The sequence below is a fragment of the Anoxybacillus sp. PDR2 genome (assembly GCF_009834045.1).
Classification (GTDB): Bacteria; Bacillota; Bacilli; order Bacillales; family Anoxybacillaceae; genus Anoxybacteroides; species Anoxybacteroides rupiense.
Genome location: NZ_CP047158.1, coordinates 2,257,195 through 2,278,303, shown reverse-complemented (window position 1 = coordinate 2,278,303; position 21,109 = coordinate 2,257,195). Strand labels below are relative to the sequence as shown.

The following is a 21,109-nucleotide window of genomic DNA, read 5'->3' as shown; positions in this document are numbered from 1 at the left end:
TCCTTACCGTTCATCAACACCCATCGTATGCATATGGTTATGAAAAGGTTCATCAGACTGTTGATGAACGTATTTATCGTTGGTCGCTGATCTCGATTGCCCCCGCATGAATTTCTTTTGTTCGCTTCACGTCTCCACTTGGCGCCGTTCCTTGTTTGCCAAGCGTTTTCAAGCCATTCTGATGTTATGGATAAAATCAAAATGGACTTTGTCGATAACCTGTCATGAATAAAACGACTATAACTATAAATGGAAAAAACATCGTTAACTTGGAATCATAGAAGGCTTGCTTTCTCTCCTTGCTACAGCGGTTCTGTTGTTGATGCCCCATTTCTCGCTGATTGGGACTCTGCTGCCATGACGCGGTTTCGTCCCGTTTGCTTGGCCATATAAAGCGCTTTATCGGCATCGTTATAGCATGTGTGAAACGAATGACTGAGCTTGGCGATACCGAAGCTTGCGGTAACTTTGATGGTTTTTCCTTCATATGAAAAAGAATGGGCTTCGATCGTTTGCCGAAGCTGCTCGGCGATTTCTTTGCCAAGCTGTAAGCCGGTTTGGGGAAGCAAAATGATAAATTCCTCCCCGCCAAGGCGGGCAGAAATATCGGTGATCTTCAGCGTAGCTTGAATAATGTCAGAAAGCTCTTTTAAAATTTGATCGCCTGCAGGATGACCAAAGTCATCATTCACCTTTTTAAAGAAATCGATATCTAAAATAATAATGCAAGCTTCTTGGTTGGTCTTCCCATTTTTAATAGCTTCCGTATTAGCTAGCTCGATAAAATGCATCCGATTGAAAAGACCGGTCAGAGCATCGCGAGTAGCTAAAAATTGCAGCGACTCGTTTTTTTCTTCCAGATTCCTTTGTTGCTCTTGGATGACGTGATTTTGCTTCAGCTTAGACAGATGATTTTTCCAAAGGATCAGCGATATGCCTAATCCCATTCCTGTAGCCGTTACGCTGTTAATTCGAATATGGATCAACAATTCGGGTACATGCTGTGTCCATGTAACCATATAAAAAAATAAAAAGAAAGTGGCTGCATAAACGACAACTGCGATGATAGGCGGGATTAAGAAAATCAAACCGACTCCTATGCAGGCTGTTAGTAGAGGGTTGATATTAGTGGTAACAAGCTGGTCACTTACACAAAGCAGAATGCCAAAAAGCAGATTCAAAAAAATAGACATCGTTTGCATCAAGTAAGCTTTCTTCTCTCCTTCTTTTTCTTGCTTTTTTATTTTAAAGGCAATCAAGCCCAAAATCATATTTGCCAACAGCATAGTCAAATGAAGAGTAATAATAGAGTGATACCAGAGGACAACATGCTGAGGACTTGATGGAACATTAAGTCCAAAAAATGCGATGTGCACGATATTTATGGCTCCCATGATCCAACTTAATAAATACATGCGTTGAATATTGATCACACTGGCTGCTTCTAATAACTTCCTATCAAAGCTAATCAGTTGAAAAAATTTGCTTTTTATTTTGTTGTTCACTTAGCATCCCCTCCCTTTGTCTTAGGGTCTTTTTTACTATCAAATTGTTTTATATTCCGGAATGTGCCTGGATGTTCAATGTAAAACAGGTGGCATACTAGGTCAATGATTCGCTTGGCTAGGCTGAACCAATATCATTTTTGATAGATACGCTTTAGATGCTGGCTGGTCGGATGCCAAGTAGTGAATCATTCATTAGATTAAGATAATAGTACTATTATACCATGTTTTGATGGGGATCGAGGATGGTTTTATGAACAGGATATGAAATTCTTTCATGTAGGTCCAGATGGAAAAAATGACATAAACTAAACCTTTTCATAAAAATGAGTACTTAAATATCCAATATTTTTCTATGTAATCCCCTCATTTTCGCTGAGTTGAAAAAGGGGATTCCTTTTTTAATGATAGTGGTGATGAAACGGGATAAAAAATAGTAATAAGTAAAGGAGGAAGGTAATAAATTAGTTGCAAACGTTTTAATGATGATTGTATACAGTCGACGAAAATGAAGGTGAGAAGATTGAAGCCGCAGATGATGAAGAGAGAAACGTTAAAAAAACAAGTGTATGAATATTTACGGGAAGAAATTATGAATGGACGCATTGCACCTGGCGAACGATTAATCGAGGAGAAAATTGCAAAGAAAATTGAGGTGAGCCGTAGTCCTATTCGAGAAGCCATTCGCTTACTGGAGAAAGATGGTCTTGTTATTGTAAATAAAAGGGGTGGGGTGACGGTATTTCATCCAGATATCAGCCATTTTCAACATCTTTATGAATGCCGAGTGGAGTTGGAACCAGCTGCCGCTTATTATGCAGCGCAGCGAATTACGAAAGAACAAATCAGGATGTTGCGCCAACATTTGCCCTCGAAACATGAGATATGCAGACAATACGAGCTCAAAAAAATCCACGACATGAACGTTAAATTTCATGAAGGAATCATCGAAGCGAGCGGCAATCCTTTCTTAATTAAAACCATTTGTCATCTTAGAGGAATCAACAGCATGTATCGAATGGCGATACTGAAAAGAAATGATCTGCGAGTGGAATTAGCGATCGAAGAGCATTTTAACATATTTGAAGCGATTGCGAGCGGATGTGCAGATGATGCGCGCCGATATATGCGGGAACACATTGAAAGCGATTACAAATTTTATGTCCATCTTTACAGCGAAAGGAAGTGAACGGTTGGATGGTTAAGAAACAGCCATTAGAAGGAATGAAAGTGTTAGAAATGGGAAATTTTGTCGCAGCCCCTTTTGCTGGAAAGATATTGGCTGAATTTGGCGCTGAGGTGATGAAAGTCGAAGAACCGAAGGCGGGAGACCCATTAAGAAATTGGAGGTTGATGCATGGCGATACATCCATATGGTGGTACGTGCAGGCAAGAAATAAAAAATCGATCACGCTTAATTTAAGAGATGCTAGGGGGCAAAAGATTGTCAAGCAGTTGGTTCAAAAAGTAGATATCGTATTAGAAAATTTCAAACCCGGGACGCTTGAAAAATGGGGGCTTGACTACGAAGAGATGAAAAAATTAAACCCATCGATTATCATGACAAGAATATCCGGATACGGTCAAACAGGCCCGTATCGTGATAAAGCCGGATTTGGAAGTGTTGCGGAAGCCATCGGTGGGTTGCGATATTTAACAGGGTATCCAGATCGTCCTCCCGTTAGAACAGGAGTCGCTATCGGTGATTTAACGGCTGGTTTATATGCAGTTATTGGAACGTTAATGGCAGTATATGCAAGGGAGAGGGATGAGGCAAGGCGAGGACAGTTAGTGGATGTTGCATTATATGAATCCGTATTTAGTCTGCTTGAAGGGATGTTGCCTGAGTATATTTTAACCGGAGTAGTACGGGAGCGATCAGGCAGTACCTTGCCCGGAATTGCTCCATCTAACACGTATAAGTGTAAAGATGAAAAGCACGTGGTGATCGGAGGGAACAGCAATAACATCTTTCAAAGATTGATGCAGGTGATCGGTAGGGAGGACCTAGCCAATGATCCGAAGTATGCGAATAACCAAGGGCGTGCCGAAAATGCTGAGTTCATTGATAGCGTGATAGAATCCTGGACAAAACAGCATACCTTAACGGAAGTATTACAAACGCTCGATCGCTCCTCCATTCCAGCAGGTCCTATTTATAGTATTCAGGATATTGTCCATGATGTGCAATATCAAGAGCGAGAGATGTTGTTGCCGCTCGAATTGGATGATGGGCAGGAATGTCTTTTTCCTGGAATTGTACCGAAATTATCAGATACGCCGGGAGAAATGAAGTGGATCGGTCCTAAATTAGGAGAACACAATGACGAAATATATGCTGGCATTCTCGGTTATTCTGTTAAACAGCTAGAAAAACTTAAGCAGGAGGGGGTCATTTGAATTGGAGACTGTCCAAATGATCGATGTAAGCCCTAGAGATGGCTTGCAAAATGAGCGCTATTTTGTGCCTACGGAGAAAAAGGTCAAGTTAGTGGAAATGCTAGTAGCAGCGAACATAAAAAAAATCGAAGTCACCTCCTTTGTTCATCCGCGCAAAGTTCCACAAATGGCAGATGCAGAGCATGTGCTGCAGCTGTGTGAAGGGTTTAGTCATACAGAGCTTGTCGCACTTGTCCCCAATCTTACAGGATTTCAACGAGCTGTCCGAACTCATATATCCGAAATCAATTGGATCACCGCAGCAACGGATACATTTAATGTAAAAAATATCGGTATGAGTATGGAAGAGAATTTTGAGAAATTTAAGCAATTAATAGCAGAAGAAAACGGTAAAGAGAATCTTCAGATCTGCTTTTCAATCGCTGTAAGCTTTGGCTGTCCTTATGAAGGAGAGGTACCACCAAAACAAGTCTTATCACTTGTTGAGCGGGCCGTCCGTGCCGGCGTTCACCGGATCGGCATTGCGGATACGATTGGTGTGGCAACTCCAAAGCAAGTGAAAGAATTACTTGCGGATATATTCAAAATAGCAGGGGATATTCCTGTTGCTGTTCATTTTCATGATACAAGAGGACTGGGTCTGGCTAATGCTTATGCTGCTTATGAAATGGGGGTCAGGATATTCGAAACCGCTGTGAGCGGAATTGGAGGTTGTCCCTTTGCTCCGGGAGCTGCTGGCAATTTGGCAACAGAGGACTTGGTATATATGTTCGAACGAATGGGCATTCATACTGGTATTCACTTTGAAAAGCTATTAGAAGCCGCCGACTTTGCTGCTAGCCTGACCGCAAATTCAGCTTTAGGAAGGGTTAGACATGTGGAAAAAATAAGGAAAGGAAGAGTGTAAGGATGAAAAAGTTATCATTTATACTGAGTATCTGTTTCTTATTATCTATTATTTTAAGCGGTTGCGGCGGCAACACGATGACAAAACAAGCATCAAGCTCTGGCGGAAAAAATGAATATGAACCAGTTACAATCCGATTAGCGTATAATTTGCCTCAAGATCATCATATTTCCATCGGAATTGAAAATTTTGCTAAGAAGGTGACGGAAAAATCAGGAGGAAAGGTCAAAATTCAAGTATATCCGGCTGGACAGCTGTTGAGCGATAAAGAAATGAACCAAGCGATCTTGACAGGCGGAGTGGAAATGGGAGTGAATTCGTCGACATTATGGTCTTCCGTTGTTCCGGCTATGGGAATTTTTGATGTTCCGTATGCCTTCTCAAATTATGAGAAAGCAGGGAAAGCGTTATCCGGAGAGATGAGAGAGAAGTTAAATCAAGCAATGGAAGAAAAAGGAGCCAAAGTGTTAATGTATGCAGACTATGGCTATGCGCAATTTGCCAATAATGTTCGGCCGCTTAAATCTCCTGCCGATTTTAAAGGACTTAAGATTCGTAGTATCGGAGAGATCCCCTCAGAAATGATTAAAGCTTATGGTGCTTCCCCAGTATTTTTAGGCGCGGGAGAGGTGTACACCGCTTTGCAGCGTAAAACGATAGACGGAGCCACATCAGGAACTACGGCGATGCTGCAACGCCATTATGATGAGGTAGCTAAATATTTAACGATTAATAACTATGCCTATTTAGAATTTATTCTGGCGATGAACAAAAACTTTTGGGATCGCCTTCCAGAAAACACAAAAAATCTATTAAGCGAAACGGCTAAAGAAACGGAACAATGGATTCGCGCGCAAGCAAAATCGGAAGATGAAAGAACAGCCAAAGCGTTAAAAGAAAAGGGAATGCAGATAGAAGCCATTTCAGAAGCGGAATTGCCGGAATGGAAGAAAGCAGCTGAACCGGCGCGCGCTGCCTATATCAAACAAGCAGGAGATTTAGGAAAGAAATTGCTTGACAGCATAGAGCATCTTCAATAAAGCGAGCTTTACGTTAAATGGAAAAAGGGAGAGAAAGATCTTCTCCTTTTTTCAGAAGGAGGAAGAAGATGAAGCGTTTCTCATGGGTGTATAAAACGTTTGATCAGTTAGTCTTTGCTGGAGGTATAGCGGCAGGCATCCTTATCATATTGACTACATGTATGACGACGTTTGATGTCATTTCGCGAGCCGTCTTTAATCGTCCAACCATTTGGGCTACCGAGCTGTCCATCTACGCGATTATGGGAAGCTGCTTTTTAGGCTCTGCATATGCTGTTCGATCGTATTCTCATATTACAGTAGATTTATTCATTAATGTATTGTCTGATCGTATAAAAAAAATATTGGCTTATGTCTCTAATGCATTAGGCCTTATTTTTAGCATCATTTTTACGGTTTATGGATTTAAGTATGTATTTGGCACATATCAGCTAGGAACGACATCTGCCTCGTTGTTACGCATACCTATGTATATCCCAGAACTGCTTCTTCCAATCGGAGGCATATTACTTTGCATTGCCTTTATTCTTCAAATAATGGATGGCGGCGTTCAGAAAGGGGGAGGACATATATGAATATTGCCTTTTTTCTCGGTGGAATGGCTTCGTTATTGTTGATCGGTTTACCAGTTGCCTTTGCCCTTGGCTTATTGGCCATTAGTGGAATGTATCTGTTCAACGGCGGAACGTTTTCTTTTTTGCAAATTCCGATCATTTCTTACAAATCTTTAGATGATTTTACTCTTACGGCCTTGCCTATGTATGTGCTGATGAGCCAAGTTTTGGTTGTGAGTGGTGTAGGACGTGATCTGTATGAAATGGCAAGCAGATGGTTCCGGCATTTTCCGGGCGGGTTAGCGATTGCCACATTATTTTGCTGCGCGATTTTTGCTGCTATATCTGGGTCCAGTGTAGCAACGGCTGTTACAGTTGGAGCGGTTGCGCTCCCGGAAATGACCAAGCGCGGATATGATAAAAAAATGGTGCTTGGCTTGCTAGCAGCTGGTGGAACGCTAGGTATCCTTATCCCGCCCAGTGTGCCGATGATTATATATGGGTCTGTAACCGGCGAATCCATTGGGAAATTATTTATGGCCGGTATTGTTCCGGGAATATTGCTAACGATGGCGTTTATGATCTTTGCGTCTTGGAAAACGCGTCACATTAAGGAAGCTCCAGCTACTTGGCAAGAAAGAAAGGAAGCATCGAAGCGCGCTATATGGGGATTGATTTTGCCAATTGTGGTCATTGGTGGTATTTATATAGGAATTTTTACTCCTACCGAAGCAGCGGCGATTGGTGCTATGCTTAGTATTCTTATTTCTATTTTTATATATAAAAATTTAACGATTTCCAATATCAAAACCATTGTATTATCTACAGTTAAAACAAATGCGATGATTTTAATGCTTATTGTCGGTGCGATGCTGCTTGGATATATTATGACCGTACTGCAAATCCCACAAGCCATCACGCAATTCGCTATTTCGCAAAATGTATCACCGTGGGTGATCTTTATTTTAATTAATATCGTATTACTGATTTTAGGTTGTTTCTTAGAAACGATCTCCATCCTGGTCATTACGCTGCCAATCTTATATCCAATTATCACTTCGTTAGGATTTGATCCGATCTGGTTTGCCGTAGTGATGGTGGTAAATATGGAATTAGCTTTGATCACTCCTCCTGTTGGATTGAATTTATTCGTTTTGAAAGGGCTAGATCGAACCAACACGATAGCCGAAATTGTCAAGGGGGTAATCCCATACGCTATTATCATGCTTTTATTTATAGCCGTTTTGTCATTTTTCCCGGAAATCGCAACGTTTGTAGTAAGCGATCGGATGAAATAACTACATCGCGAAGGCGCGTTGTAAGGGACTAGCTTTGTCCGCTTCCTAATATTTGATATATAGAGACCTGTGGTGCTGGTTGGACATATGGCATGCAGCGATGATAGATGGTATCTCTTGATCCCTCTATATTTCTTCCCTATATGAACAGGGAATGATCCGCTTTCGACGGTTGGATGCCCGAACAACAAACTGCTTCACCAAGCGATGAATGGATCTGAAAGCAGTGTTGGTCGGGCTTTTGTTATGCGTTGACATGATAAAGATAGACCTAGATTTTAACATCACCCACCTATCCCACCTCTTCACGGAGTGGAGGTGGGATAGGTTCATTATTTATAGAGATGGTGAAACTCTCTTTGTGTGTTTATAAGCGACGTTTTTCATTTTTTGGACATGATCAATTCCATAGTTTTACTTTTTATGGAGGAAGTTATATAATACCAATTAAATTGATAGAAAAATAGAAATTTTATTTTGTTTTGTTAGGCGATAGAGCAAGGTAACACTTGATGGTTAAGTAGGGTCAAAAATCGACTCGTAGCTCTATTGGTTAGTGGAAACATGGCGTTTTTGTTTCATGTCTATATCTTTCAACGCTAGAGTGCACAATAGGAACAGCAGCAGGCTAACATTCTTATGTAAGGATTTCAGTTTAAAAGGAGAGTAGATAGTATGGGGAAAGATCATGATCGCGAGAATGGGAATGTAGAGGCAATGAGAACGGAGACGCTGGTGATTCACGGTGATGACGATCGAACGAATGATTATACCGTTGCGCCGCCCATTTATTATACAGCAACGTTTCGTGCTCAGGATTCTGATGAGTTTGCCGAAATGGCAGGAACGCCTAGACATCCTCAGTATTATACTCGTTACGGAAATCCGGGTCATCAGCGCGTGGAGAAAATTATGGCGGAGCTTGAAGGAACCGAAACGGCGCTTGTTACGGGATCTGGAATGGGGGCGATTGCGACAGCTGTATTATCTTTAGTGGGCGCAGGGGATCATGTAATTGCTCAGACACGTCACTATATGAGCACGGCGAAGATTATGGATGAATTGCTGCCGCGGTTTGGCGTCCAAGTGACGTTGGTCGAGCAAGCGGATATCCATGCTTTCGAGCAGGCGATCCGCCCTAATACAAAGCTGATTATGGTGGAGACGCCGGCCAATCCGACGCTGGTGCTGACAGATTTAGCAGCGGTAGCGAAATTAGCACGTTCGCACGGCATTCTTACGATCGCTGATAATACGTTTGCCTCACCAATCAATCAGCGTCCGCATGATTGGGGCATCGATATGGTTGTTCATAGTGCGACGAAATATTTAGGAGGGCATCATGATCTAACAGCTGGTGTCATTTGTACAAGCCACGACTTGGCTGAACGAATTTGGCATACCCATATTTCGATTGGTTCTGTGCTGTCGCCGATGGATGGCTGGCTGCTTCTGCGCGGCTTGCGTACGCTCCCGCTGCGAATGGAGCGCATTAACGCCAATGCATTGGCGTTAGCCACATTTTTAGAGCAGCAACCGCAGATTGAGCGTGTGTATTATCCTGGCCTCCCAAGCCATCCGCAGCATGAATTAGCTAAATCGCAAATGCGTGGATTTGGGGCTGTTATTGCTTTCGCTGTTAAAGGCGGATATGAAGAAACGGAACGTTTTGTATCTGCTTTGCAATTGCCATTTAACGCCGTAAGCTTAGGAGGAGTTGATTCTCTTGTGGTTCATACAGCAGCCATGTGGAGCGGCGTTATGTCGGAGGAGCAGATGAAGGTAGCCGGAATTCCTGCTAATTTCGTAAGGTTTTCGGTAGGAATTGAGCATATTGATGATTTGAAAAGCGATATATGGAAGGCATTACAGGCGATTTAACATGATCGGCCGAGAAGCCTCCAACTTTGTAAAGGAGTGTAGGTAGGGGAGGTGTATTCTTTATTTTTACGTAATTTCCGAAAGAAGTCTCCCACCTACTCACTGGGCTGTCGCTCCGTTCCTTGAGGATGGGAGACTTCTTTCGGAACGCTGTTAAAGCGAAACGATTTAATAAGCGGTCCAACCAGAATCAGCTGTAATCACGGTGCCATTGACGAAGCTTGAATCATCAGAAGCAAGAAATAGAGCGACTTTGGCAATTTCCTCTGGCTCGCCGCTCCTCGGATTGGCGTTCATTCCAGCGGTTGCCCGTTCCATCCCGAACGGATTAGGATGATTGATTGTTGTGTCAATGTTCGTATTGACGCCCCCAGGGGCAATTGCGTTGCAACGGATGCCCATATTGGCATATTGAAATCCCACGTTTTTGGTTAAGCCAATCACGGCATGCTTGGAAGCGGTATAGGCAGCTCCAGCTCTTGAGCCGTATAGCCCTCCGATGGAGGCAATGTTAATAATCACACCATGTCCTTTGTTCAAAAAGATCGGCATCGCTCTTCTCATGGTTCGCATCGGTCCAGTCGTATTGACTGCCAAAACTTTTTCCCACAGCTCGTCTGTTAGGTCTGCAATTGGTACGAAATTATCCATAATTCCCGCATTATTGACAAGAATGTCTAACGTTCCATATGTTTGAACAGCTGTGTCAATTAATTGCTGAACATCTTCTTCCTTGGCAACATTTACTGTAACAGCGGTTGCTTCTCCGCCGTTTGCGCGAATTTCCTCCGCCGTTTCATAGGCGCCTTTCTCATTCATATCAGAAACAACGACCTTGGCTCCTTCCTTGGCAAATAAAACGGCGATCGCTTTCCCCATGCCTGATGCAGCTCCAGTAACAATAGAAACTTTATTTTGTAGCTTCACTATAATCCCCCCCCACTATAAAAATAAGAACGTCCATAATAGTATTGTATCATTTTTGAAGTATGAGTTATGAAATAATTGTGAATATTTTGTAAATGATTCTTCGCTATGAAGGATGCTTTTTCTATGATCGCTTTTAAAAGGAGAAAGTTTGTGGGCTGGCTGCTTTTATCATGCAAAAATACAGGAGGGATTCAATGGTTGTCCATATCACATGTGATGTTGAGTTTGGACGAACGTATGAGGGCTGCAATCGACAGCAGCATGCATCCATATGGAGCAATGAAGTTGAAAGGGGCGGAGGAGTATAGAAATTCCGCCTCAATTTTAAACCTATTTGTGAAACGACTGCTTTTACTGCTCTTTCCATTCCAGTAATATCTCTAGCAATTTAAGAATGGTTTTTTGATCCTTAACGCTCATTGCTTGCAAGTGGGTAATGATTTGAGACAGGGTATACACTTGAGAATCTGAATGAGAATGAATGGATCGAAAAAGTTCTTCCAGCGAAATGTCTAGGGCATTAGCCACCTTTTCTATACTCCCTAAAGTAGCATTCTTTTCTCCGCGTTCCAACTGTCCAATATAAGTAGTGTGGAGGTTAGCCATATGAGCTAACTCCTCTTGGCTTAGCCCCTTTTCTTTACGAAATTTTCGAATACGTTCTCCAATGATCTTCGGTAAGTCACTCATTTTACCACCTCTCTAGGTAACAGTAGCCCTAATCTTTAAATTTTACCCAGAGACAATAGATATTAAAATCATATTAGTGATATACTATAGATATTATTGCTTTACAAAAAATGTCGAAAAAAATGGATCGCTTGGTTAATCTATGCAAATGCCTGTTCAGCGGGCATTTATAAAAGGCGGAACAGGGAAACAGAAGGCATAGTCATTAGGGGGTTATATGCTATGTTGAACACAAACGGAGCTATACTAGAAGACATTATTCGCGAGAGAAGGTTTCGTCATGTTTTTCAACCGCTCTATGTATTAGAAAATTGGCAAATATTCGGATATGAGGCCTTGCTGCGCTGCGAGTTTTTTCAAAATCCAGAATGTCTTTTTCAATGGGCCATGGCAGAAGATAAATTGTATGATTTGGATATTTGTTCCATTGATCGTGCTTTGACATCGTTTTATGTGGAACATACCCAATTGTTTGTGAATGCGTATCCTTCTACAATCACTCATCCTTCATTTCCAGATTTTCTTGAAAAAATCAGAAACTGCTCGTTTTCTAATCGCAATATTGTATTGGAAATTAATGAGGCGCAAAAGGTGTCAGATGTAGGCTTGCTCAAAGAAAAAATCCGTTTTTTAAAGAGTAAGAAGTATGCCATTGCTCTTGATGATTTCGGCAAAGGGGAGACGTCTATGCGAACCGTCATGGAGTTGGAGCCGGATTTCGTCAAGCTGGATCGTTTCTATGCTGTCGATTTATCTGTTTCAAAGGAAAAGCAAAACGAAATCCAACTGCTTTTGGAGTTTTGCCAGCCAAGAAATATATATGTTGTTTTGGAGGGAATCGAAGAGCCAAAGGATCTAGCGATGGCCAAAGCATTAGGAATTCATTTAGGACAAGGATATTTATTAGGGAAGCCATCGCCAGTTCGCGGGGTGAACTAAAAGAGGGGAGGGTTTATTGATATGGAAATAATGATAAGCGCAATTTTCGTGTGCCTATTTTTACTTATCTTCTCTCTTATCCTTTTTCATGCCTTTTATAAGCAACAATTAAGAAAAAAGGAAGAGCAAATTCATACGTTGAAGGAATCGGTAACCGATTTGCAGATCAAGCTAAAAGATAAGGAGAAAAGAAAAGCCTTTCGTGTGAAATTGTTTGAGCAGGAATGTCATTTTGAATTGCTTGAATCTGGCAATCAGCCATTAGGAAACCTTAAAAATAAAAAGGGAACAGGACAAATTAATGATATAAGCCGTACGGGTTTACAAATAAGTTGTACGTTGGATTTGCCTGTCCGAAAACAAATTTTTTTACAGATTTATTTTGTTATTGATGGTGAGCCTTTCTCTCTGAAAGGGAGGATTGTGCGGAAGGAAGAGCTGATAAACCATGTAATCTATGGAATAGAATTTGTTGATCTGCATCAAAGAGATCAGCAGAAACTGCATCGATTGATCCAAAGGTTAGAAATTGAAAGGAGAAAAAATGCAGAATGACCGGGCTTTATGATTCGTTTTTCTTCAAGTCATGCGAAAAAACATTTTGATATACAGTTTATTAAGTTGGGAATGTGAAAGCTGTTTCAACAAAACCATTTAATGACGGATGAAGCGAATTTACGCTTCTTTTTTTTGAAACAGCATGATTAGGCATACTGCTTGTTTTTGAAAAAGAAAATGAGGGCATGTTCAAAGGCTGCAGCCATGATCCGAAGTGCAGATGTACAGAAAAGATTTCCTAATTTACGAGTGTGAATGAGATGTTTGTGATTGATTGACAAGACGATAAACATTTGTTTATAATTTAAACAAATGTTTGAGAATGCTGAGGTGCATTCAGATGAATGAAAAAGAGCAACGAATTTTAACACTCATTCGCAAAAATCCATTTATTACACAACAAGAATTAGCTGAACAGCTTAAGCTTTCGCGCTCGGCTGTGGCAGGCTACATCTCTTCGTTAACCAAGCAAGGGAAAATCGTTGGCAGGGCCTATGTGCTTCCAGAACCATCGCGGATTGTATGCATTGGGGGGGCGAATGTCGATCGCAAAGCGCAGTCGCTCTCAACCGTTCGGTTTGGTACCTCCAATCCAGTCACTGTTACGCAAAGCTGCGGCGGAGTCGCGCGAAATATTGCTGAAAATTTAGGAAGGCTGGGCGAATCGGTTTCTCTTTTAACCGTTGTTGGCGATGATCAGGAAGGAGAGTGGCTGCTGGCGACGACAGGTGCCTATGTCGATATGAGCCAGATTGCAAAGCAAACCAATGCTCATACTGGCACCTACACGGCTGTTTTAGATGAAAAAGGAGAAATGGTCATTGCACTAGCTGATATGGCGATTTATGACACGATTACCACTGATTTTATTCAAAAAAGATGGCCGTATATTTCTTCTGCTTCTATTGTGCTATTGGATACGAATTTTCCGAGCGAGGTGTTAACATTTGTGATTGAGCGCTGTCGCGAGGAAGGGATTCCGTTGTGTGTCGCGCCTGTGTCGGCTCCCAAGATGAAAAAGCTGCCTAGCGACCTCCGCGGTGTGACATGGTTGATTGCTAACCGAGATGAAGCGCTCACCCTCGCAGGAATGGAAGGAGAAAGAACAGAAGCGGCAGATGATTACATTCTTTCTCTTGGCGTCGAGCATGTCGTTATCACTTGCGGCGCCAAAGGGATTACGTACAAAACACAGCGCGGAGAGAGCGGGACGATCGCTGCGCCGTCGATCGACGTTGTCGATGTAACAGGAGCGGGCGATGCGTTCGTTTCCGGATTTTTATACGGAATGAATCAAGGAAAATCGTTTGCTGATGCGTGCCGGCTTGGCATGAGCAGCTCCATCATTGCGTTGCAGACGAAGGAAACGGTTTGTTCGAGACTGAATGAACATGTATTGAACCAAACATGCCAACACTATTTTTCATAGGAGGCCAAACAAATGAATGGAAAAGATGTACTTGTACTATCAAAAGAAGTAGCAAAAGCAATAGAAGAAAAGCGACCGATTGTCGCTTTAGAGTCGACCATTATCTCCCATGGAATGCCATATCCGCAAAATGTCCAGACAGCGAAGGAAGTGGAACAGCTCATTCGGGAAAATGGTGCTGTGCCAGCAACGATCGCTATCTTGGACGGAAAAATTAAAATTGGCTTGAATGATGAAGAATTGGAGTTTTTGGGAACAAGCAAAGAAATTGAAAAAGTAAGCCGCCGCGATTTGCCATACGTCATTGCGATGAAAAAGCACGGAGCGACGACAGTAGCAGCGACTATGATTTGCGCGCATATGGCGGGAATTCAAGTGTTTGCGACAGGCGGCATTGGCGGCGTCCATCGCGGCGCTGAGCAAACGATGGATATTTCCGCCGATTTGCAGGAATTGGCGCAAACGAATGTAGCGGTTGTGTGCGCTGGAGCGAAATCGATTTTAGATTTGGGATTGACGCTGGAATATTTAGAAACGCATGGTGTACCGGTCATCGGTTATGGCACGGAAACGTTGCCAGCTTTCTACTCGCGGACAAGTCCGTTCAAGGTCGATTATCGCCTTGATGCTCCAGAGGAAATCGCTGCGTTTATTCAGACAAAATGGGAACTTGGTTTAAATGGCGGACTTGTGATTGCGAACCCGATTCCAAAAGAAGCGGAATTGGAAGAAGCATATATTAATTCAATGATTGCCGCCGCATTGAGGGAAGCGGAAGAAAAACAAATTACAGGAAAAGCCGCCACGCCTTTCTTGCTTGACAAAGTTAAAGCATTAACCGGAGGAAAAAGTTTGGAAGCGAACATCGCCTTAGTGAAAAACAATGCCGTACTGGCGGCGAAAATTGCGGCTCATTTGTGCTTATAAAGCATGAGGTAGAAATTCATAACGGCAAATATAAAAAGCGCTTGCTGCTTAATAGCAGTGGGCGCTTTTTATAGCTTCCGCAAGAGGAGTGAACAGTATCAAAAAGCGAGTGTCTCAACGATCAGAAAAGTTTGCAGCGTCTTTGTACGATAAAACATAAAAAACCGAACGACCGACCGCTTGATAGATCGATGAATGGACGATCAACAACGGTGTTTGGGCGTCCGGCCATCAAAACAGCCTGTTAAACGATTGTGGCTGCTCGCTTGAAAGAGCTATAGATGTCTCGTGGTTTGATTTGGGTATGAAGGGTTGCGGCGGAAACGCTGACGAAGATAGGGAATTACCCAATAATCCACCCCCCATTTTCCTGCATTAAAGCCGGCAACGAGCAAAAAGAAGGTAAGCAGTACCATCTGCGGATTGGTGCTGGTTGTGCCGGAAAACATAAAGGCAAAGTTCATCACGGCTCCCATAAGCGCTGAGAAAGTTGTAAATATGCCAAGGATCAATGCGGCACCAACCAGAATTTCTCCCCATACTACTAGCACATTAAAAAATTCGACATTTGGCAAAGCGACATGCTTTAAAAACGCTGCCCACCATCCTTGGACGGCTGGATGCTCACCTGAGGAGTTAGCGATCGCTCCTTTTAAAAAGCCGGTTGCATCAAACTCGCCGGTTTGCTTTTCCCATCCTGCTGTCAGCCAAGTATAGCCAAGATAGAGCCGTATTAACAGTAGAATGAAGGCTGCGCTGGCCTGCTGTCTTAACCAGTTTATAAACATCCCCATAGTCCCCCTCTATAAGTTTTTATATTTCTTTATTTATATAAATGCAGATTGTTTGTCCAACCTTCATTCGATGGCTGACGGTCAGTCGCTCAATCTGCCTTTATATCATTTTGTTCGGTCTATCTTGACTATTACAGATACAGCTTAACATTTTGATTTTGTATTGATATGAAGTTTAGGCCCGTTTTTCAGTCTTTGTCACCCATATGCGCAAGGATGGCACGTTGGCCGAGTTGATTCAGCCGTCCGTTCTCCACAAATTCTTTATGCTATCTTCAGATGCCATTTATGATAAAAAGATAGTTGTTTATCGTCATGAAGGATCGGTTATTCTAGCTGTGATAGCTTAATAGCTTTATCATAAGTGGGAATAGTTGGCATAGTCAAGAGCTTTTACAGATAAAAGGATGAACATTTATGGATGCGTTTATTTCGTTGAAGGAATGAAAGCTGCCGGTTGAAAACGAACCAAAAAAAGAAGAATCATCGTTTCTATCCTTTGCTTGCCTTTCGTGGTCATTGGAAAGCAGAGGCCAGCGCTTTCTCTTTTCAGCCATCAATCGGTCGTTTGTTTCATCCGAATTATATATAATAGATGTAACGTATCGTATGAACATTTGCATAGATGCGGAGTTTTTCAATCTTCAAGTTAAGTTGTAAATAAGTCTCACTGTTTGGTAAACATCATCAATGGAGCCCTCTTGATTCGTTTTTTAACATATTGATCGAGAAGTTTCCTGTCTCATCACAAAGTGGAGGTGGAAGAGATGAGCGAATGGCGCAAGCATCAAGATTTAGCGGCATTGAAGCAAGATGTGGAGCCGTTTCTTGAGCGTTATGAGGGTGAAAATACTTTGTTGTATCTCTCTTCAAACCGATCAGCACCCTTTTTAGTTTGAAAAAATAAACAATATGGGGGAGAATGATGGCAAAATATATTAGCATTTTTTTTCTTGTTGTAGGTGCGAGCTTCATTTTGTTTATGTTGTTTGGGAGTTTGTTGGATAATGGAGGAGACCCGGCAGAAGGGGCTGTTTATATTTTTGGGACGATCATCGTGCTTTTGCTTTCCTTTATCATTGCTCAGATGTTTTACCTCCTCCATGTTATTCGCAGGAAGCGCTAAGCCGGTGTTGTCTGTCCATGGTTCGAGCATAAAAAAGCAACGTTCGTAAAATTCCTTCAATTTTAAAACTGCTGTTTTTCGTGTTGGTTAGAATACATCATGAATCCCAGTTATTTCCTATCGCTAAAAACACATCCAGCGGAAAAAACGCCAAACGATGTTGATAAATAGCCAATATCCTATAAAAGAATAGGTGTGGCTCCATTGAGAGGTATGAATCAACCAGCCTGCAGCCTCTGCCCCTGCCTCCAAAAGAGCCATCCAAAAGCTTAGAGCGACCGCAAATAAACTTCGTTGCCAAGGCTGTAGCTTGGTCATAATGAAAAGAAAAAGCAGGGAAAAGGCGGAAAGTCCTAGTGTTGTAAAGAGAATATGAATAGGAAAAATCGCAGCCAGCGGACGTTGAGGGAAAGTATACCAGCCTTTTCCTGTGAAGTATAAATCCAAATATGTTCCAAGCCAAGATGAAAGAAGGGCAGAAGCGATATAGGCCCGCTTCGTTTCGGTTCTAAAAAAACTAGAATAAGTGGCTTTTGGCGGTTGCTGCCAGCTCCAATTTTTCGAGCGTTTTACAATAGGCATTTGAGATCTCTCCATTCAACCATTCACTGTTTTTCGCTAAATAATGGACAACGCTTGGGTCTGTGAACCAATCTCCTTGTTCCGCTTCTTGATGCTCGACATTTTTCCAAACATACAAAAGCGGCGGGCTATAAATGCGCGGCTCTCCTTCTGAAATCTGGCAATCTTTTATTCTGCGGCGGTATGGCTGGCCAGGCAGCGATTCACGGACATCATTAAAGAGATGTGGCCAGTAGTCTTTTCTCGTTCCTGTGTGTGGGTGGCGCGATGCCCAACGCACGGCTCTCTCCAATGTATCGTTGTCTTGGAATAATAGAGCATATAGCCGTTTGCCGAGCATGATTCGCTCATGTAGCGACTGAAAGTGATGAATCGTTTCACCCATTAGCACCGTCTGACCTTGTTCATCCTCATACGGAAATAAAATGTGATTCAGGCTGAAAAAGTCCTGGATTTTAAATTCAAGTGCTTCAAAGACTTTTTTTTGAAAGACAGGATGCTGAATGACCCGTTTTTCTAAATAGTTTTGCTCATTAATGACGAGGGCGATGGCAAGGATATATGGATCGTTGTAGCGCCAAAAATGATTCCAAATCGTTTCCATAAATAATGACACATGAAAACATGGTAAAAGATAAAATAAAGGGATTCCTCGTTTTTTACTTTCTTCATACAGCAAAAATTGCGGATAAATATCTTGAAAAATCAACCAGTTGCCTCTTTCTAAAAAAGAAAAAAAAGCTTGCTGCTCCTCTTCTGTCAACAAAGCAAGCAGCCATTCTCCTTTTAAGTCAGTCATATTCCAGCCACCGTTTCGCGAAACCATATGTCCTAAAAATGCCCAATGAATTTCGCGATGCCTCTGATAAAAATCAAGATAGGCAGCGGTTCTTGTAATATTGTTCACATTGCTTATTTGTGTGCGGACGCGAATTTGTCGTAGTAAACTCCTTTCTTCCGCGGATAAATCTTGTTCGGTTATGCGATTGCCTCTTCGTTTTTTCTTTTTCAACTCCATTTGAATAGCGGCGAGAAAGGGAGAAAGGGAAGGAGCTTTCTTCTTGAACCAGCACATGCGAATCACTCCTTCTGTGAATCATTTGGCTTCTATACGAATAAGTATGAAAGAGAAAGCGGTGAGATTACAGGAAAAGGATGGAGATAGGCAATGCCGGATGAACGGAACCGATTGGTCGCTTTGTTAAAACGGGCGCAAGCTTCTGACGGATCATGGCGCCATCCGTTTGAAACAGGTATTTCGACAGATGCTTATATGATCATCTTATTACGTTCTTTAGAAATAAATGATGAACAACTTATCCAATCGCTGGTGGAACGAATTGAAAGCAGGCAGGAAAATAATGGGGCGTGGAAGCTATTTTATGATGAGGGAGACGGAAATGTAAGCGCAACAGTCGAGGCTTATTATGCGTTACTTTATTCTGGTTACCGGCGAAAAAGCGATCCTCGTTTGCGAGCAGCGAGAAGACGGATTTTAGAAATGGGGGGGATCGAAAATGCTCATATGTTTACGAAATTTATGCTAGCTTTGACGGGACAGTATCGCTGGCCACCGTTTTTTCCGCTTCCATTAGAATTTTTGCTTTTACCACCTTCATTTCCGCTGCACTTTTTTGATATTTCGGTATACGGGCGTGCTAATCTCACGCCACTCTTAGTTTTGTTGGATAACAAATACAGCCGGAAAACGAGCAAAAGCCTCAATCTTTCGGAGTTATTGGGAATGCGCGGGGAGGGAGAGGACTGGCGAGAGATGCGTACAGACCGCGGGTTTCTTTCCTATGTGAAACAATCGATTCTTGGATGGCCTGCGCATATTCGCGCGGCAGCGAAGCAGCGCGCGATTCAGTATATGTTGAAACATTTAGAGACAGATGGAACTTTTTATAGTTATTTCAGCGCCACTTTTTTAATGATTTTTGCGCTTCTTTCAGAAGGATATTCCAAAGACCATCCTGTGATTGCTCAAGCCATTGAGGGATTAAAAAATTTTCGCTGCACCATTGATGGACAGACGCACATACAATATACGACGGCACATGTATGGAATACAGCATTAGCCAGCTATGCATTGCAGGAAGCAGGAGTGCCGCCGACAGATGATGCCATTCAAAAAGCGAATCACTATCTGCTTTCTCGTCAGCACTATCGATATGGCGATTGGGCGATACATAACCCATACAGTCCACCGGGAGGATGGGGATTTTCTGATATCAATACGATCAATCCAGATCTTGATGATACGACCGCTTCTTTACGAGCGATTTACCGAATGGCATCAGAAGAAGGAGCGTTTCGTCAAGCGTGGGACAGAGGGATCAGTTGGTTGTTCTCTATGCAAAATGATGATGGCGGTTTTGCTGCTTTTGAAAAAAATGTAGATCGTCGACTATGGCGTTATTTGCCAATCGATGGGGCGGAGTTTTTGCTGTCAGATCCATCAACGGCCGATTTAACGGGAAGAACTTTGGAGTTTCTTGGTACATTTGCACGTTTAACAAAAGATCATCCAACTGTTGCTTATGCGGTAGAATGGTTAATGGATCATCAAGAAAAAAATGGTTCTTGGTATGGGAGATGGGGAATTTGTTATTTGTACGGCACATGGGCGGCGATAACAGGAATGGCTGCTGTCGGGGTTCCTTCCACGCACTCGTCGATGCAAAAAGCGATTAAGTGGCTGTTAAGTATTCAGAACAGTGATGGCGGTTGGGGAGAATCTTGTAAAAGTGACAGCGCTAAAGCGTATATACCGCTAAGGACTAGCACGGCGGTTCATACAGCATGGGCTCTTGATGCGTTGGTTGCCGTATTCGATCAGCCTATTCCTGAAATGGAAGCGGCGCTTCGTTTTTTGCAACAATCGCTCAATAGCAAAGATTGGACGGTCTCTTATCCGACCGGTCAAGGGATGGCAGGGGGATTTTATATTCATTATCACAGTTATCGTTACGTTTTTCCGCTTTTGGCGTTGAGCCATTACGAGAATAAATACGGATCGTTTACTTCGCAAAAGTCTTAACATTATAGAGTGCTCGATTCCTAGAAAGGCGAGCGGCGAATGAAATCAGGCAATAAAAAGAGAGATACAGATTCTCCTAACGGCCGGAGGCGAGTCTGTGGACATGTATACGCTCTCTGAACGATTAGAAAGAAAAACGGATCTTTTTCCGGCTGTTTTGCTCTTTTTACATAGAAAAAATATGGATTTTCCGCTATGATATAAGCTAGCATAACTGAAATCGATTTCATACGTCCCAAAACAAACTCGTTCGATTGGCTGCGATTCAACATATCTAAAATCGCAATGGCGTTTCATGGTCTGGTCGGCTCTATTTGTCACTTTGTTGATGGGGCTTTCCGCTGGAACATCTTTGCGTTGTGATGTCTGATATGTGATAATTCTTAGCACGGGACCCTTTTCGCATGCAGAAGATACTTGACTTCCCATGAAGTGATTGATTGATGACAGCCGCTGTTATCAATGTTCTCTGCTTTTTGACATACAGAGTAAAGGAACATAGGGGG

At 42.4% G+C, this 21,109-nt stretch carries 20 protein-coding genes; 14 read left to right on the top strand and 6 right to left on the bottom strand.

Annotated features, from left to right (window positions below):
- Positions 1-302 precede the first annotated feature (302 nt).
- Positions 303-1,505 carry a GGDEF domain-containing protein gene (locus GRQ40_RS10870; protein WP_052661037.1) on the bottom strand — a complete coding sequence of 401 codons (1,203 nt, stop codon included), beginning with the start codon at positions 1,503-1,505 and terminating at the stop codon, positions 303-305.
- Positions 1,506-2,019: 514 nt separating this feature from the next.
- Here GRQ40_RS10870 and GRQ40_RS10865 point away from each other — a divergent pair.
- From GRQ40_RS10865 to GRQ40_RS10835, 7 genes are all read left to right on the top strand, one after another.
- Positions 2,020-2,694, top strand: coding sequence for a GntR family transcriptional regulator (locus GRQ40_RS10865; protein ID WP_231734621.1), 675 nt, complete (start codon positions 2,020-2,022; stop codon positions 2,692-2,694).
- A gap of 8 nt (positions 2,695-2,702) precedes the next feature.
- Entirely contained in the window at positions 2,703-3,905 is a 1,203-nt protein-coding gene (locus GRQ40_RS10860; RefSeq protein WP_159719971.1) for a CaiB/BaiF CoA transferase family protein, read from the top strand.
- A 1-nt stretch (position 3,906) separates the two neighbouring features.
- Positions 3,907-4,812 (top strand): hydroxymethylglutaryl-CoA lyase, encoded by a 906-nt coding sequence (locus tag GRQ40_RS10855; RefSeq protein ID WP_159719970.1) that lies wholly within the window; start codon positions 3,907-3,909, stop codon positions 4,810-4,812.
- 2 nt (positions 4,813-4,814) lie between these two features.
- Positions 4,815-5,852 (top strand): TRAP transporter substrate-binding protein, encoded by a 1,038-nt coding sequence (locus GRQ40_RS10850; protein WP_159719969.1) that lies wholly within the window; start codon positions 4,815-4,817, stop codon positions 5,850-5,852.
- 68 nt (positions 5,853-5,920) lie between these two features.
- Complete coding sequence (locus tag GRQ40_RS10845; protein WP_159719968.1) at positions 5,921-6,427, top strand: TRAP transporter small permease; 507 nt, start codon at positions 5,921-5,923, stop codon at positions 6,425-6,427.
- Positions 6,424-7,704, top strand: a complete 1,281-nt coding sequence (locus tag GRQ40_RS10840) for a TRAP transporter large permease (protein ID WP_044746374.1) — start codon at positions 6,424-6,426, stop codon at positions 7,702-7,704. Before GRQ40_RS10845 ends, GRQ40_RS10840 begins: the two co-directional genes overlap by 4 nt.
- A 675-nt stretch (positions 7,705-8,379) precedes the next feature.
- Positions 8,380-9,585 carry a trans-sulfuration enzyme family protein gene (locus GRQ40_RS10835; protein WP_159719967.1) on the top strand — a complete coding sequence of 402 codons (1,206 nt, stop codon included), beginning with the start codon at positions 8,380-8,382 and terminating at the stop codon, positions 9,583-9,585.
- 168 nt (positions 9,586-9,753) lie between these two features.
- Here GRQ40_RS10835 and GRQ40_RS10830 read toward each other — a convergent pair whose 3' ends face one another.
- The gene (locus GRQ40_RS10830; protein ID WP_159719966.1) at positions 9,754-10,512 is read right to left on the bottom strand and encodes an SDR family oxidoreductase; all 759 of its coding nucleotides are present in this window, start codon (positions 10,510-10,512) and stop codon (positions 9,754-9,756) included.
- A 354-nt stretch (positions 10,513-10,866) separates the two neighbouring features.
- On the bottom strand, positions 10,867-11,205 hold the full coding sequence (locus tag GRQ40_RS10825; RefSeq protein WP_044746378.1) for a helix-turn-helix domain-containing protein: 339 nt from the start codon (positions 11,203-11,205) through the stop codon (positions 10,867-10,869).
- A 222-nt stretch (positions 11,206-11,427) separates the two neighbouring features.
- On the opposite strand from GRQ40_RS10825, the gene GRQ40_RS10820 reads away from it, so the two are divergent.
- The 4 genes from GRQ40_RS10820 (at position 11,428) to GRQ40_RS10805 (ending at position 15,058) form a co-directional block, all read left to right on the top strand.
- On the top strand, positions 11,428-12,144 hold the full coding sequence (locus GRQ40_RS10820) for an EAL domain-containing protein (RefSeq protein ID WP_066148520.1): 717 nt from the start codon (positions 11,428-11,430) through the stop codon (positions 12,142-12,144).
- Between the two features lie 21 nt (positions 12,145-12,165).
- Positions 12,166-12,699 (top strand): PilZ domain-containing protein, encoded by a 534-nt coding sequence (locus tag GRQ40_RS10815; protein WP_236546264.1) that lies wholly within the window; start codon positions 12,166-12,168, stop codon positions 12,697-12,699.
- A 343-nt stretch (positions 12,700-13,042) separates the two neighbouring features.
- On the top strand, positions 13,043-14,131 hold the full coding sequence (locus GRQ40_RS10810; RefSeq protein ID WP_159719965.1) for a carbohydrate kinase: 1,089 nt from the start codon (positions 13,043-13,045) through the stop codon (positions 14,129-14,131).
- A 12-nt stretch (positions 14,132-14,143) separates the two neighbouring features.
- Positions 14,144-15,058, top strand: coding sequence for a pseudouridine-5'-phosphate glycosidase (locus GRQ40_RS10805; RefSeq protein WP_044746384.1), 915 nt, complete (start codon positions 14,144-14,146; stop codon positions 15,056-15,058).
- 275 nt (positions 15,059-15,333) lie between these two features.
- On the opposite strand, the gene GRQ40_RS10800 is transcribed toward GRQ40_RS10805, so the two are convergent.
- Complete coding sequence (locus GRQ40_RS10800; protein ID WP_159719964.1) at positions 15,334-15,846, bottom strand: DoxX family protein; 513 nt, start codon at positions 15,844-15,846, stop codon at positions 15,334-15,336.
- Positions 15,847-16,619: 773 nt separating this feature from the next.
- Here GRQ40_RS10800 and GRQ40_RS18775 point away from each other — a divergent pair.
- The gene (locus GRQ40_RS18775) at positions 16,620-16,751 is read left to right on the top strand and encodes a hypothetical protein (protein WP_255458134.1); all 132 of its coding nucleotides are present in this window, start codon (positions 16,620-16,622) and stop codon (positions 16,749-16,751) included.
- Between the two features lie 26 nt (positions 16,752-16,777).
- On the top strand, positions 16,778-16,978 hold the full coding sequence (locus tag GRQ40_RS10795; RefSeq protein WP_044746386.1) for a hypothetical protein: 201 nt from the start codon (positions 16,778-16,780) through the stop codon (positions 16,976-16,978).
- Between the two features lie 123 nt (positions 16,979-17,101).
- Here GRQ40_RS10795 and GRQ40_RS10790 read toward each other — a convergent pair whose 3' ends face one another.
- Both GRQ40_RS10790 and GRQ40_RS10785 read right to left on the bottom strand, forming a co-directional pair.
- Complete coding sequence (locus GRQ40_RS10790) at positions 17,102-17,560, bottom strand: CBO0543 family protein (RefSeq protein ID WP_172798629.1); 459 nt, start codon at positions 17,558-17,560, stop codon at positions 17,102-17,104.
- A complete protein-coding gene (locus tag GRQ40_RS10785) occupies positions 17,496-18,635 on the bottom strand; it encodes a DUF2515 domain-containing protein (protein ID WP_044746387.1) in 1,140 nt (379 codons plus the stop codon). Before GRQ40_RS10785 ends, GRQ40_RS10790 begins: the two co-directional genes overlap by 65 nt.
- A 93-nt stretch (positions 18,636-18,728) precedes the next feature.
- On the opposite strand from GRQ40_RS10785, the gene shc reads away from it, so the two are divergent.
- The gene (shc, locus tag GRQ40_RS10780) at positions 18,729-20,603 is read left to right on the top strand and encodes a squalene--hopene cyclase (protein ID WP_159719963.1); all 1,875 of its coding nucleotides are present in this window, start codon (positions 18,729-18,731) and stop codon (positions 20,601-20,603) included.
- Positions 20,604-21,109: the final 506 nt, after the last annotated feature.

What these genes read in the sequence shown, in the direction of transcription:
- GRQ40_RS10860 (WP_159719971.1), top strand. Translation starts at nt 2,703, where the DNA reads ATGGTTAAGAAACAGCCATTAGAAGGAATGAAAGTGTTAGAAATGGGA.
- GRQ40_RS10850 (WP_159719969.1), top strand. Translation starts at nt 4,815, where the DNA reads ATGAAAAAGTTATCATTTATACTGAGTATCTGTTTCTTATTATCTATT.
- GRQ40_RS10845 (WP_159719968.1), top strand. Translation starts at nt 5,921, where the DNA reads ATGAAGCGTTTCTCATGGGTGTATAAAACGTTTGATCAGTTAGTCTTT.
- GRQ40_RS10840 (WP_044746374.1), top strand. Translation starts at nt 6,424, where the DNA reads ATGAATATTGCCTTTTTTCTCGGTGGAATGGCTTCGTTATTGTTGATC.
- GRQ40_RS10835 (WP_159719967.1), top strand. Translation starts at nt 8,380, where the DNA reads ATGGGGAAAGATCATGATCGCGAGAATGGGAATGTAGAGGCAATGAGA.
- GRQ40_RS10825 (WP_044746378.1), bottom strand. Translation starts at nt 11,205, where the DNA reads ATGAGTGACTTACCGAAGATCATTGGAGAACGTATTCGAAAATTTCGT.
- GRQ40_RS10820 (WP_066148520.1), top strand. Translation starts at nt 11,428, where the DNA reads ATGTTGAACACAAACGGAGCTATACTAGAAGACATTATTCGCGAGAGA.
- GRQ40_RS10815 (WP_236546264.1), top strand. Translation starts at nt 12,166, where the DNA reads ATGGAAATAATGATAAGCGCAATTTTCGTGTGCCTATTTTTACTTATC.
- GRQ40_RS10810 (WP_159719965.1), top strand. Translation starts at nt 13,043, where the DNA reads ATGAATGAAAAAGAGCAACGAATTTTAACACTCATTCGCAAAAATCCA.
- GRQ40_RS10805 (WP_044746384.1), top strand. Translation starts at nt 14,144, where the DNA reads ATGAATGGAAAAGATGTACTTGTACTATCAAAAGAAGTAGCAAAAGCA.
- GRQ40_RS10800 (WP_159719964.1), bottom strand. Translation starts at nt 15,846, where the DNA reads ATGTTTATAAACTGGTTAAGACAGCAGGCCAGCGCAGCCTTCATTCTA.
- GRQ40_RS18775 (WP_255458134.1), top strand. Translation starts at nt 16,620, where the DNA reads ATGAGCGAATGGCGCAAGCATCAAGATTTAGCGGCATTGAAGCAAGAT.
- GRQ40_RS10795 (WP_044746386.1), top strand. Translation starts at nt 16,778, where the DNA reads ATGGCAAAATATATTAGCATTTTTTTTCTTGTTGTAGGTGCGAGCTTC.
- GRQ40_RS10790 (WP_172798629.1), bottom strand. Translation starts at nt 17,560, where the DNA reads ATGCCTATTGTAAAACGCTCGAAAAATTGGAGCTGGCAGCAACCGCCA.
- GRQ40_RS10785 (WP_044746387.1), bottom strand. Translation starts at nt 18,635, where the DNA reads ATGTGCTGGTTCAAGAAGAAAGCTCCTTCCCTTTCTCCCTTTCTCGCC.
- shc (WP_159719963.1), top strand. Translation starts at nt 18,729, where the DNA reads ATGCCGGATGAACGGAACCGATTGGTCGCTTTGTTAAAACGGGCGCAA.